12 protein-coding genes are annotated in these 12,630 nt (G+C 38.1%); all 12 read right to left on the minus strand.

All coding sequences use genetic code 11. The features are described 5' to 3' along the window. Position 1: 1 nt before the first annotated feature. Entirely contained in the window at positions 2 to 1,960 is a 1,959-nt protein-coding gene (locus tag MS2017_RS10345) for a BbrUII/HgiDII family restriction enzyme (protein WP_122952132.1), read from the minus strand. After that, the gene (locus MS2017_RS10350) at positions 1,950 to 2,987 is read right to left on the minus strand and encodes a DNA cytosine methyltransferase (RefSeq protein ID WP_122952133.1); all 1,038 of its coding nucleotides are present in this window, start codon (positions 2,985 to 2,987) and stop codon (positions 1,950 to 1,952) included. Before MS2017_RS10350 ends, MS2017_RS10345 begins: the two co-directional genes overlap by 11 nt. Then, complete coding sequence (locus MS2017_RS10355; protein WP_122952134.1) at positions 2,984 to 3,775, minus strand: AsmA family protein; 792 nt, start codon at positions 3,773 to 3,775, stop codon at positions 2,984 to 2,986. The genes MS2017_RS10350 and MS2017_RS10355 overlap by 4 nt, the downstream gene beginning before the upstream one ends. A gap of 69 nt (positions 3,776 to 3,844) precedes the next feature. Beyond that, entirely contained in the window at positions 3,845 to 4,459 is a 615-nt protein-coding gene (gene rsmG, locus MS2017_RS10360; protein WP_071563945.1) for a 16S rRNA (guanine(527)-N(7))-methyltransferase RsmG, read from the minus strand. Then, positions 4,456 to 6,312: a tRNA uridine-5-carboxymethylaminomethyl(34) synthesis enzyme MnmG gene (gene mnmG, locus MS2017_RS10365; RefSeq protein ID WP_241156936.1), complete on the minus strand. Its 1,857-nt coding sequence runs from the start codon at positions 6,310 to 6,312 to the stop codon at positions 4,456 to 4,458. Before mnmG ends, rsmG begins: the two co-directional genes overlap by 4 nt. Beyond that, a complete protein-coding gene (locus MS2017_RS10370) occupies positions 6,309 to 6,593 on the minus strand; it encodes a PIN domain-containing protein (RefSeq protein WP_257468797.1) in 285 nt (94 codons plus the stop codon). Before MS2017_RS10370 ends, mnmG begins: the two co-directional genes overlap by 4 nt. A gap of 580 nt (positions 6,594 to 7,173) precedes the next feature. After that, positions 7,174 to 7,527 (minus strand): hypothetical protein, encoded by a 354-nt coding sequence (locus MS2017_RS10375; RefSeq protein ID WP_122952137.1) that lies wholly within the window; start codon positions 7,525 to 7,527, stop codon positions 7,174 to 7,176. Positions 7,528 to 7,536: 9 nt separating this feature from the next. After that, positions 7,537 to 7,983 carry a Panacea domain-containing protein gene (locus MS2017_RS10380; protein WP_122952138.1) on the minus strand — a complete coding sequence of 149 codons (447 nt, stop codon included), beginning with the start codon at positions 7,981 to 7,983 and terminating at the stop codon, positions 7,537 to 7,539. 70 nt (positions 7,984 to 8,053) lie between these two features. Next, positions 8,054 to 9,115, minus strand: coding sequence for a class II fructose-bisphosphate aldolase (fba, locus tag MS2017_RS10385; protein WP_122952139.1), 1,062 nt, complete (start codon positions 9,113 to 9,115; stop codon positions 8,054 to 8,056). 92 nt (positions 9,116 to 9,207) lie between these two features. Next, the gene (gene pyk / locus MS2017_RS10390) at positions 9,208 to 10,656 is read right to left on the minus strand and encodes a pyruvate kinase (RefSeq protein ID WP_122952140.1); all 1,449 of its coding nucleotides are present in this window, start codon (positions 10,654 to 10,656) and stop codon (positions 9,208 to 9,210) included. 3 nt (positions 10,657 to 10,659) lie between these two features. Next, a complete protein-coding gene (locus MS2017_RS10395; protein WP_071564146.1) occupies positions 10,660 to 11,820 on the minus strand; it encodes a phosphoglycerate kinase in 1,161 nt (386 codons plus the stop codon). After that, on the minus strand, positions 11,817 to 12,626 hold the full coding sequence (locus MS2017_RS10400; RefSeq protein WP_084032320.1) for an HNH endonuclease signature motif containing protein: 810 nt from the start codon (positions 12,624 to 12,626) through the stop codon (positions 11,817 to 11,819). The genes MS2017_RS10395 and MS2017_RS10400 overlap by 4 nt, the downstream gene beginning before the upstream one ends. Positions 12,627 to 12,630 lie beyond the last annotated feature (4 nt).

Below are 12,630 nucleotides of genomic sequence, written 5' to 3' on the forward strand. Positions count from 1 at the left end.
ATTAAGAATCGTCAATTGACTGTAACAATTGTTGAATACGCCCCTTATCTTTTCCTTTGTCTAGATAAGATTTATAACTATTTTCTGCGTCCTTAATTAATTGCTGATAAGTAATAACGGTTATATTGTGTGCCATCAACGACTTTTCATCACTCTCTTTTTCAGATAGAACCTCCCATCCAGACAACCTATTGCCCACTAAACAAATTACTTCAATTTCACCTGTTTCGTTATGCTCATCAAGTTGTTTTTTTAACGCTCTTTTATACTTTTTAACCTGCTCTAAAATATTACCTGCTTTTGGCTTAACGCTAGATCTTTTTAATTCAATGATAATATGCTTCCCTGAAGTTTTTCTATACTTAATATCAACTCGACCATTTTTCTCTTCTGCGCTTAGTTCGTCAGAGACACGACTAAACTCTGAGGTAATTTTTTTTTCCATAATAGGGGGCTCAGTTGCTCTTTCCCATGAAGGATCTAATAACCAAAGATGTTCATAGATATATTCTTGAACTACTTTTTCTAAAGCATTGCCCTCTATGTGTGTTTGTAATTTTTGAATTACACTCAGCCTGCCTACTGTGATTTGATAATACCAAGAAGCCTCTATATCGTCAAGCTCTGAAAAGATTTCTAGTGTTTGTTCAAAATTTTCGTCATTTAAGTTATCAAGCTGGCTTAATTTTTCCTTATGATGAAGCGTTTCAAAAGCAATTACTCCTTGCTTGTACAAAGATTTTCTTTGTAAGTCATCATCCAAGCTAATAGCATTAATTTTTCCAAACATGCTTTTAGCAGATTTTTTAGCATCTCCTTGTAAACTATTGAACCATTCATTAATTGCCGGTATTTTTATCGCCATTTTTGTGCCATTTTCTTCTTTATATTTAACTCTTGCGTTACTAATGTATTTTAATTCATTCTCAATAAACTCTTTAATCCTGATAAACCTCTTGTCATCTTGAATAAAATCCTGCCTACTAGATGTCGCTATATCTTCATCGTCTGTGTCATCTAGAAAGTCTGCTCTAATTTCTCCTATTAAAAACTTTGTATAAAGCCCACCTTCTCTATATGAAACTAAAATATCCTCTAATGCAACCTTACCTCTAGACAATATAGAAATTTTATTTAAATTTACCCCATCCTCTTCTAAACTGCCAGACTCCTTAGATAATCCAATCCAACCACTAATTTTTAAACCATTTAGTTCGCTTGTTCTATCATGAACCATATCATCGTCAAGCTTGCCTAAATACTTACCATAATTACCCAATTCTCCGTATTTTGTAGCAAATTCTAACTTATGAAAATAACCTCTGTCCCCAATAGTGACACTATCTCCATTTACTATGACTTTGAATTTATCCGAAAAAATATCAAAACGGCGAGAGATGCGTTTTTTTAAATTATTATTAATTGATGATTGAACTCTTTTTTTAATGTCTCTTAAAATAATAACAGTGCCTGTTTCGCTTTCTATATTTATATGACCTATTTCATCTGGAAAATATTGCTCCTTAGATTCTATTTTTTCAATAATATCGCTGACATTCATTTTTATGCCAATTGTCTTGCCCTTTTTTTTTGTGTGTATTTCAATATCATTAGCAATAGAAAAAATTGACAACTTGCCGATCCCTTTTCTGCCCATTACTTGTCTACTAAATTTTGGAGTCAAGTCACCCCCCATATCCCTTCTTCTTTGGCGTCCTACCGTTAAAAACTTCTTATTCATTTCTTGGGTGGTCATGCCACAACCATCATCTACGATCTTAATTTCTTCGTTAGATGTAGTAATTTTAATATTTTCAGAGTCTGCATCCCAAGAATTAGCAATTATTTCTGATAAAACAGCAGGCACATTGCTATATAAATTAAGCCCTAAATGATTAAGTGCATTCAGATCAATGGTTAACTCATACTTGGATACAGAAGATATGTTGTTATTTGCCATAAAACTCCTTAATATGTTTATTAATTTGTTGTCCAACAACAAAACCTAGTTTTGGCGGAACTGCATTGCCAATATGACGACTTGTAGCAACAATTCCAATTCCATCACCAAAATCATAATCTTTAGGAAATGTTTGCAATAATGCACCTTCCCTTATTGAAATAGCTCTATCTTGTTCAGGATGTCCAAATCTACCTGAGCCGTAACTGGTAAATTGAGTTGTGATAGTTGGTGAGACTTTATTCCAATTCATGCGACCATAAACAGTTGCATAACTTTGTCCGCTTTCCTTTTTATAACAATCTAGCAATAATGTTTTATCCCAATCTTTCCATGTTCCACTGGGCCTTGACTGCCGTATTCTTTCTATATTTAATGCAGAAAGGTTTCTAGATTTATGCACTTTATCTTTTTTACAAGTCTCGCCACTTTTTAGTGTTGGCAGGGTTTTAATAATTTTATTAATTGGAATATGGTTATCTTTTGTGTGGGTTTTTTGTGGCACAGATATATCGCCTAATTTAGAAGCTAAAAAAATTAATCGTTTTCTATTTTGTGGTATGCCGTAATCAGCACAATTGACAACTTCGTAAGAAACCTTGTATTTCATTTTTTCTATTTGTTTAACAAAATTAGAAAATACTTGAGTTTTAGTTATCCCTCGTACATTTTCCATGGAGATAATATCTGGCTCTATTACTTTAATTCCTCGCAAAAAATGATCAATCATATTCCATCTTACATCTTTTTCTCTGTCTTTCACTTTAAAGGTGTGAGATGAGAATGTTTGACAAGGTGCGCAACCTGCTAAGACCTTAATACTGTCTTTAGAATACATCTCTTTCATAGCTTTAAAGCCATATTTGGAAACATCTTCACAAATAAAATTAACACCATTATTTTTTTTGTACGAATATTCACATGATTTGTCATTATCAAGGCCAACAAGCACTTTTATCTTTGCCTGTTGCAGGCCGTATGTCAGACCACCGATACCGCAGAATAAATCAATTGCCTCTATTTTCATAACCCTAACCCCTTAAATAATTTCTTGGCTTTATTTTTAATATCATCAGTATCAAATTGCTTTTCAATGTCATCTAAACTACCCTTGATGCCGAGTTTTTGTTCAATCTGGCGGCGTAAGTTGGCTTCAATTTCTTTTTTACCTGTTATTATCCCTTTTTTTTCTAAGGCGTTTTTTAGATTGTGCAGGATTTCTTTCGCCACTTCCTTGCCAATTTTATCAACTGGAATGCCAGAACTGCCACCAAAATTGCGTGCTGAGATATTGGGTACTTTAAGGGTGGTTTTGAGCCATTTGGTGTTAATTTTAAGGCTAATGTTGCGGACTTCAAGGTGTTTTATTTGAATGCGTTTTGTTTGGGATTTTTGGGATTTTTGGGTTGTGGGTTTGGCGCTGGTTAGGGTGTTGTTGTCGGGTTTGTCTAAATTGGTTAATAATTGGGTTAAATTGACTTGGTTGGCATTTTGTTCTAGGGCAAATTGCAAGCCATCCAGTTTGATTTCGTCAATAACGATTAAATGGCTATTTATGGGACCGATTTTGAGTAAAAAGTGATCCAGAGAAAGGGCGTCTTTATGCTTGAAATTAAAGGGGTTCTGCACTTTGATGAAGTCAATATTAAGGCTTTTTTCAAACAAATGGAGACTAAATTGGCTGATTTCAACGGGTGATTTGAACAAGGTTTGGGCGTATTTTTGAGTGTAATGTTTGCCAATTGGGTTGATAAAAAAAGCGATGGCTAGGGCTAGAATGGCAAGTAAAGCTAATATTTTGTAGAGTATTTTCATTGTGTTTTCCTTATTTTTTGAGACCTTGGTATAAATATGAATGGTGGGTAAACAGTGGATTTTTGATAATTATTCATACTTGTGCAAAGGTTTCATTTTAATTAAAAATCGTTGGTCTGAAACCCAAGGGACAGACAGTTGATAAATTTCAGCCTCTTTGGGCGGTGTTTCTTGTTTGGCATTTGCGCCTTTCATTAGCAAATAATGTCCATTATCGCATAACAAATGTTGGGTTAAGTTTAAAGTTTTGTCCACTTCTGCAAATGCTCTGGAGGTGATTTGACCAAAACATTGTTGTGGGTTAAATGCTTCAACTCGTGCATTTATCACAGACAAATTTTTGAGCGCCAACTGGCTTTTTACAAATTGCATAAATCGGCATTTCTTGCCTACTGTATCCAGCACACTCACGGCAAGGTCGGGCTTCATAATGCTGAGTACAATCCCTGGTAATCCTGCGCCTGAGCCTACATCAAGCAATGGCGATTGGTCGATAAATGGCACGATGGATAAACTGTCTAGCAAGTGTTTTTTAACGCCGACTTCCATCGTGCGAATTGCGCTTAGGTTGTAAGTTTTGTTCCATTTTATAATCAATTCTAGATAATGAATGAGTGCGCTTGCTTGAGCATCGTTAAGTGCGATGTGCATCTCTTTTGCACCTTGTATGAGGAGTTCTTTCATCGTTTATAGGTTTTTAAATACACCAATAAAATAGAAATAGAGGCGGGGGTAATGCCTTGAAGTCGGCTGGCTTGGCCAATGGTTTCTGGTTGATGGTCGTTAAGTTTTTGTATGACTTCGGCAGACAATGCTTTGATGGCGCTATAATCCATGGTTTCTGGCAAAAGGGTGTTTTCGTTTTTGCGATATTTTTCAATTTCTTCTAATTGGCGTTTGATGTAACCGGCGTATTTGATTTGATTTTCTACCACGGCAATCAAAGTTGTGTCATGCAAAAAAGGCTTTCCTGATGCAATTTGACTTAAAATTTGATAATCTACTTTTGGTCGTTTTAACAATTCCAACAAAGAGTATTCGTGGTTCAATTTCCCCAGTATTTCGCTTGCTTGCGTATCGTTGGCTTGAATCCAAGTGGTTTTTAGGCGTTGTTTTTCTGCTGCAACTGCTACATATTTAGCCTCAAAGGCTGTCCATTGTTCATCATCTACGAGCCCCAACGCTCTGCCTTTGGGAGTGAGGCGTTCATCGGCGTTATCTTCTCTTAATAACAAGCGGTATTCGGCACGAGAGGTAAACATTCGATACGGTTCGTTTGTGCCTTTGGTGATCAAATCATCTACCATTACGCCAATATAAGATTCATCACGTTTTGGGTGCCAAGGGGCTTTTTCCTGCACGGCACAGGCGGCATTAACACCTGCCAACAGACCTTGTGCTGCTGCTTCTTCATAACCTGTTGTGCCGTTAATTTGCCCTGCAAAATACAGGCCTGATATTTTCTTTACTTCCAGCGTTTGCTTTAATCCTCTAGGGTCGAAGAAGTCGTATTCAATGGCATAGCCGGGGCGTATAATTTGTGCATTTTCAAAGCCTTTGATTGATTGTATAAAATTGCATTGTACTTCGTAAGGCAAGGAAGTGGAAACCCCGTTTGGATAGACTTCATGGGTCGTTAGCCCTTCCGGTTCAACGAAGATTTGATGCGAATCTCGCTGGGCAAAACGCACCACTTTGTCTTCGATTGATGGGCAATACCTTGGGCCAATGCCTTCAATATTGCCTGTATACATGGGTGAATCTTTTAAACCATCGCGAATAAAATCGTGCGCTTTTTCGTTGGTATGGGTGATATAGCAAGGGATTTGCTGTGGATGGTCGCTCGCTTTTCCCATAAAAGAAAAAGTGGGTAACGGGGTGTCGCCGGGTTGTTCTTGTAGCACGCTAAAATCAATAGTGCGGCCGTCAAGCCTGGGCGGTGTGCCTGTTTTTAATCGACCCACGCCTAAATCATAAGCACGAAGAGTTTTGGACAATGGATTAGAAGGCGCATCGCCTGCTCGTCCACCTTGAAAATTGCTTTGCCCAATGTGGATAATGCCCCCCAAAAAAGTGCCTGTCGTCAGCACCACTTTATCAGCAAGAAAATTCAAGCCCATCTGGGTTTTAATGCCCTTAATCACATTATTTTCAATGATTAAATCATCAACTGCCTGTTGAAATAATGATAAATTCTCCTGATTTTCTAAAGCATAACGAATGGCTGCTTTATACAGCACCCTATCTGCTTGCGCCCTAGTGGCACGCACCGCAGGCCCTTTGGAAGCATTCAGCGTGCGGAACTGTATCCCAGCCTTATCAATGGCACGAGCCATCACCCCACCCATGGCATCAATCTCCTTGACCAAATGCCCTTTGCCAATCCCACCAATTGCAGGATTACAACTCATTTGCCCCAAGGTTTCAATGTTGTGAGAAATCAACAAAGTCTTCACCCCCATACGAGCAGACGCAAGTGCCGCTTCGGTGCCTGCGTGTCCACCGCCAATGATAATGACGGAATAATTTTTATTCATGCTTCCACCCATTGAAATAATTTATGTTTAGCGACTTTGTTGTCAAATGTTAATACCGATTGAATGCCAAACTTTTCAGCAGAATGGGCAATTAGTAAGTCTGATAAATCAAACTTTGTGCTTTGTGCATCCTGAATGCAGGCCTGAATGACTGATAAATTTTCAAACTTAAAAATAGGCATTAGCGTCAAATCCGACAAGGTTTGTAAAATCTCAGTGCGTTCAAATTTGTAAACAGATTCAAACACCCAAATTAACTCAATAATAACCAACATTGGCACATATAATTCCGCTCTTTCATTTCTTCCACAGAAAGAAACTACTTAAAACGCTTTAACTTGCAAAGCATCTTATCAACGGTCTTGAAATAGGACACATAATTGCCTCGCCATTTTTTGGCAAAACTTCAATTTTATTACCAAAATTTAAACGAAAAAGATCGCAAATACTTTTGATTATAGTAATCTGTCCTTCACTACTAATAGTGGCTAATGACATAACAACACTTCCTACTTAAAAACAGTTCCTTACATTATAGTAAGGTTTTTAAATAATGGGTAACTCAATCTAAGCCCCCCTAGAAAAGCGCTTGTTGAAACGGCGATAAACTTTCTGATTTTCTAAGACACAATGAATGGCTTCCTTGACAATGCTCATCACAGGCTTATTGGAGATATTTAGCGTGCAAAACTGTATCAATTGCTCAATCCATCTTTGACCAAATGCCCTTTACCAATGCTCATTTACGCTAGGATTTCAATGTTATGAGAAATCAACAAAGTCTTTACCCATGTAAGCAAAAGCAAGCGTCACCTCGGTACCTGCGCGTGCCCATCGTCAATTATGACAACTGAGAACTACTTATTCATTTGTTTCATAAAGCCACTTAGAGGCTATATAAAACACACCCAAAATATTTGCAGTAGTTGTGCTTAATAAAGCAATTAATACTGAGCCCTTAAGTTGAAAATAATGTTCATTCCCAGTGAGCAAGAAAAATACTAAAAGAATATAAACACAAATAGCCCAAAACAGTTTTTTGTATATTTCAACTGCGAGTTCGTGTTTGTTATTTTTGTGCTTTAACTCTTGTCTTTCTTTTTTAGAACTTAAAGATTCAGAAAGATCTTGCTCTGACCCTTGGGCTTCACTTTGGGGCTCTATGTTCTGCGACTTTTCTATTCTTTCTTGTATAAGTTTATAATAATCAACCATAATTATCAATTAAACACGATTATTCTTATAAGACTCATATATATCGTCAGCAGGAATTACGCCATATTTATTGTTTTTCCAAGATTTACTCCAAGGAGTATTCTCTTTATGTGTTAAATTTGATAATTGCATGCCACTATATTGCTTATAATTTTCATACACAGCTTTGACAATCTCCAAACTATCTTCATCAAGCTCTTCTGCATTATCAGAACCTATACTTTTTGTCACCTCATTAGAGCCATACTGTCGCAACTGTTCATAAAGTTCTGGCACGACAGGCCCAAAATTCCAAGCCCTAGTATCTTCATAGTACAGTTTAGTACCTCTAAGCGCTAAATTATATCCATGTGCAATATAAACCATCTTTTGTAATTGCATATTAGTTAAATACTTACCCTTATCTTTGGCTAAATCAATAAATTTATTAGCAATAGTTATCGCCGAATAAACCATATAACTCTCCCATTAAAATGCATCCACATTGCAAGTACAATCTATACTTGCAACAAACTTCTTAATCAAACTATTTGATTTTTGCATCCAACTCACCAGATAAATATCTTTGGCTCATTGTGTCTAATGAAGATACTTTGATTTTATCGGCATTGCCTGCTGAACCAAAAGCCTCAAAGCGAGCAGCACAAATATCACTCATCGCATTGGTTGCTTCTTTTAAGAATTTGCGTGGATCAAAGTTTGCGGTGTTTTCAATCAAGTGCTTGCGAACTGCACCTGTAGAAGCCATGCGTAAATCAGTGTCAATATTTACTTTGCGCACGCCGTTTTTAATGCCTTCTTGAATTTCGCTTACTGGCACGCCATAAGTTTGCCCCATATCGCCACCGTGTGAGTTGATGATTTCTAACCACTCTTGTGGCACTGAAGAAGAACCGTGCATAACTAAGTGTGTATTTGGTAAACGCTGGTGAATTTCTTTAATGCGGTCAATACGCAAGATTTCGCCATCTGGCTCTTTGGTAAATTTGTAAGCACCGTGCGAAGTTCCAATGGCAATTGCCAATGCGTCAACATTCGTTTCTCTCACAAAATCAGCGGCTTCTTCAACTGAAGTTAGTAACAAATCAAGGTCTAGTTTGCCTTCAGCACCATGTCCGTCTTCTTCGCCCATTTCACCTGTTTCTAATGAACCTAAACAACCTAACTCGCCTTCAACAGAAACACCACCAGCGTGTGCCATTTTGACCACTTCTTTAGTTACTGCGACATTGTATTCAAATGAGGCTGGTGTCTTGCAATCTGCTTCTAAAGAACCGTCCATCATAACTGATGAAAAACCTGATTGAATTGAACGCAAACATACTGCTGGCTCGCTACCATGGTCTTGGTGCATTACCACGGGAATATGTGGATACATCTCAGTTGCTGCAATGATTAAATGACGCAAAAATGGTTCGCCTGCATAGCCTCTTGCACCAGCAGAACCTTGCATAATAACGGGGCTATTGGTTTTGTCTGCTGCTTGCATAATGGCATGGACTTGCTCCATATTGTTCACATTAAACGCTGGCATACCGTAATTGTTTTCTGCTGCGTGGTCTAATAATTCTCTTAATGAAATTAACATATTTCTTTCTCCTTGTTTTTTTACTTAAATCAAATGTTGAATGTTACTTGTTTACTTACCAACAATAACACACTTTTTATACTGCTTTACCCTTATAAATCATCATCACCAACGCGTAAGATCTTCATCAGATTAGTGCCGCCCGATTGATTAACATGCATTCCTTTGGTTAATATTATCATATCGCCTTCTTCGACAATATTCTTCTCTTCCAATATGCTAACCACCCTGCCGTTAACCTTTTCCCATTCTGCGTCATTCATCTTGTCAATACCACAAGGATAAACGCCACGATAAAGTGTTGTTTTGCGCAAAGTGGCAACGCTATCACTCATGGCATAAATTGAAATATTAGAACTCATGCGTGACATCCATAACGGTGTTTTTCCACTGTCAGTAAGTGCCACTACAACTTTAACGCCTAAATGATTGGCGGCATACATTGAACTCATGGCAATGGTTTCATCAATATGATCGAAACACTCATGTAGGCGATGATGTGAAACTTTTGCAGTTGGGCTTTTCTCAGTTTCTACGCAAACATCATGCATCGTTCTTACTGCATTCTCTGGGTAATCGCCTGCTGCTGTTTCAGCAGATAACATAACTGCATCGGTGCCATCTAACACAGCATTTGCCACATCAAACACTTCTGCACGCGTTGGAATTGGACTGTGAATCATTGATTCTAACATTTGAGTTGCGGTAATGACAATGCGGTCATTTGATCTGGCTAATTTAATCAAGCGTTTTTGTTGTGCGGGTAATTGTGGGTCACCAATTTCGACTCCTAAATCGCCGCGTGCAACCATGATGCCTGCTGATTCTTGAATAATATCGTTAATGACTTCTTCCACCAAAGACTCAGCACGCTCAATTTTTGAAATCACGCCTGCATCAGAGCCTGCCGCTTTCAATAACTTTTTAGTAAGGCGCACATCGTCACCACTGACTGGGAAGGACAAAGCTACATAATCTGCTTTTGCTTTAGCGGCTGTTACAATGTCTTTTTTGTCTTTTTCAGTTAATGCATCAGCGGACAAGCCACCACCACGAAGGTTAAGCCCTTTCTTGTCCGAAAGTATGCCACCTTGCGTAACCACAGTATTGATTTTATTGCCATTGATGTTGGTCACTTCTAGCACAATTTTGCCATCGTCTAGCAATAAAATATTGCCTTCTTTGACTTCTTGTGGCAAGGTTTTATAAGCAATACCAACGGCATCTTGGTTGCCAGAAGTGTTGTCCATATCTGCATCAAGTGCAAACTTATCGCCAACATTTAATGTGATTTTTATACCGTCTTTAAAGCTGGCAATGCGAATTTTTGGCCCTTGTAAGTCCATCAAAATTCCCACATAAGTATTATTCACATGCGCCCAATTGCGCACCGCTTTAACACGGGCTAAATGCTCTTCTTCTGAGCCATGGGAAAAATTAATGCGCACAACATTAGCACCTGCTGCTAAAACGCTCTCTAAGACACCAGGCTTATCCGTTGCTGGACCAAGCGTTGCTAGTATTTTGGTTCTTCTTAGCAAGGGCTACTCCGATGCTCTTTGTTCTAAAATTTCTACTGCTGGCAGTTTTTTACCTTCTAGAAATTCTAAAAAAGCACCGCCACCCGTTGAAATATAGCTGATTTTGTCTTCAATACCGTATTTGTCAACTGCTGCCAAAGTGTCGCCACCGCCAGCAATTGAAAATGCATCAGATTCAGCAATTGCCATACCTAATGTTTTGGTACCGCCAGCAAATTGGTCAAATTCAAACACGCCTACTGGGCCATTCCAAACGATTGTTCCTGCATTTTTCATAATCTCAGCCAATTGCTGAGCAGAATCAGGGCCAATATCAAAAATCATATCGTCATCAACAACGGCAACTGATGCTTTGGTTTCAGCCTTAGCGGTCTCTGAAAACTCCTTGCCACAAACCACATCAGTGGGTACTGGAATTTCACAATCTTCCATCAATTTTTTTGCTGTTGGAATTAAATCGTTTTCACACAATGATTTACCAATATTATGGCCTTGTGCTGCAATAAAAGTATTGGCAATACCGCCACCAACAACCAATTGATCAACGATTTTAGACAAAGATTCTAAGACTGTTAACTTGGTTGACACCTTAGAGCCACCAACAATTGCTACCATTGGACGCTTTGGATTGTCTAATGCCTTACCAAGTGCTTCTAATTCACCTGACAACAATGGACCCGAACAAGCAATTGGCGCATATTTAGCCACGCCATGTGTTGAAGCTTGCGCACGGTGTGCGGTGCCAAATGCATCCATTGCAAAAATATCGCACATCGCTGCCATTCGTTTAGACAATGCCTCATCATTTGACATTTCACCCACATTAAAACGCACATTTTCACACAGTACGACTTCGCCATCTTGCATTTCAATACCGTCTAGCCAATCTTTCTCTAGGCGCACAGTAATATTTAACAACTGACTGAGGCGCTCAGCCACTGGTTGCAAAGTAAATTCATCACTTGATTTGCCTTCTGTGGGGCGACCACGATGTGACATTAACATTACTTTGGCACCTTGTTTGATTGCCATTTCAATGGTTGGTAATGACGCTTTGATGCGTTTATCGCTTGTTACTACGCCATCTTTAATAGGTACATTTAAATCCTGACGAATCAGTACTTTTTTACCGCTTAATTCCAACTCTTCTAAATTTATAATCATAAATTATCCTTCCATATTTTTTTAACCAATCCAGGACTCATAATAAAAGGGTTGTAATTTCCTTGTATTGCCATAATCTGCTTATTGCGTTTTATTTCTTTATCACTCACTGGATCTTGCTTGTGCCATTTAAGCAATATCTTTTGTGCCCACGGCGTAAAGTTATTCCCTTTTAATATAGGCGAGGACCAATTTTGAACTTTGTCATAATAAGCAGTAAGTAAGTAAAAATATCCTCTAGCAAGATCTCCTTTGAACTCATTAACTGGCTCAAAAAATATGCCTTTTAAGTGTTTATTTTTTGCCTTTCCTACCAAAGACCCACTCAGAGAGCGCTTTGCATTTTTTGGATCAACTTCTGCATAAGGATAAGCGGCACGCATATTATTCACAAACCCATCTGTCGGGTATATGTGAAATAAATCCGTAGCCATTGGCTTGTGTAAACTACCGCCCCACCAAGTTTTTGGAAAAGAATGTTCTCTGTTATAACAGTCGCCTTCTTTTTTATAATGACCACATTGATCAGTAAAGAGCTTATAAACATACGGTAACTTACCCTTCTTATACGAATAAATATCAAACACTTTATCTGGCTGATTGGGCAATGGATCAGTTTTTTTAAATGCCTTCCATAACTCTTTATAACTTAAAACCTTGTGTTTGCCTATTATTTCATACAATTTCTTCCTTAATGGTTCCCCCTGTAGTTGACTACTTACTTTGCTCTCAGTAGTAGAAGTGGATAAATAGCCGTATGAGTTTAGGCTTATTAGTACAATGCTAAAAAGAAAAAGTTTTTTCATGAGC

This window comes from Bathymodiolus thermophilus thioautotrophic gill symbiont, assembly GCF_003711265.1.
Taxonomy (GTDB): domain Bacteria; phylum Pseudomonadota; class Gammaproteobacteria; order PS1; family Pseudothioglobaceae; genus Thiodubiliella.

Coding starts and splice junctions, on each gene's coding strand:
- MS2017_RS10345 (WP_122952132.1), bottom strand. CDS start 1,960: ATGGCAAATAACAACATATCTTCTGTATCCAAGTATGAGTTAACCATT.
- MS2017_RS10350 (WP_122952133.1), bottom strand. CDS start 2,987: ATGAAAATAGAGGCAATTGATTTATTCTGCGGTATCGGTGGTCTGACA.
- MS2017_RS10355 (WP_122952134.1), bottom strand. CDS start 3,775: ATGAAAATACTCTACAAAATATTAGCTTTACTTGCCATTCTAGCCCTA.
- rsmG (WP_071563945.1), bottom strand. CDS start 4,459: ATGAAAGAACTCCTCATACAAGGTGCAAAAGAGATGCACATCGCACTT.
- mnmG (WP_241156936.1), bottom strand. CDS start 6,312: ATGAATAAAAATTATTCCGTCATTATCATTGGCGGTGGACACGCAGGC.
- MS2017_RS10375 (WP_122952137.1), bottom strand. CDS start 7,527: ATGGTTGATTATTATAAACTTATACAAGAAAGAATAGAAAAGTCGCAG.
- MS2017_RS10380 (WP_122952138.1), bottom strand. CDS start 7,983: ATGGTTTATTCGGCGATAACTATTGCTAATAAATTTATTGATTTAGCC.
- fba (WP_122952139.1), bottom strand. CDS start 9,115: ATGTTAATTTCATTAAGAGAATTATTAGACCACGCAGCAGAAAACAAT.
- MS2017_RS10395 (WP_071564146.1), bottom strand. CDS start 11,820: ATGATTATAAATTTAGAAGAGTTGGAATTAAGCGGTAAAAAAGTACTG.
- MS2017_RS10400 (WP_084032320.1), bottom strand. CDS start 12,626: ATGAAAAAACTTTTTCTTTTTAGCATTGTACTAATAAGCCTAAACTCA.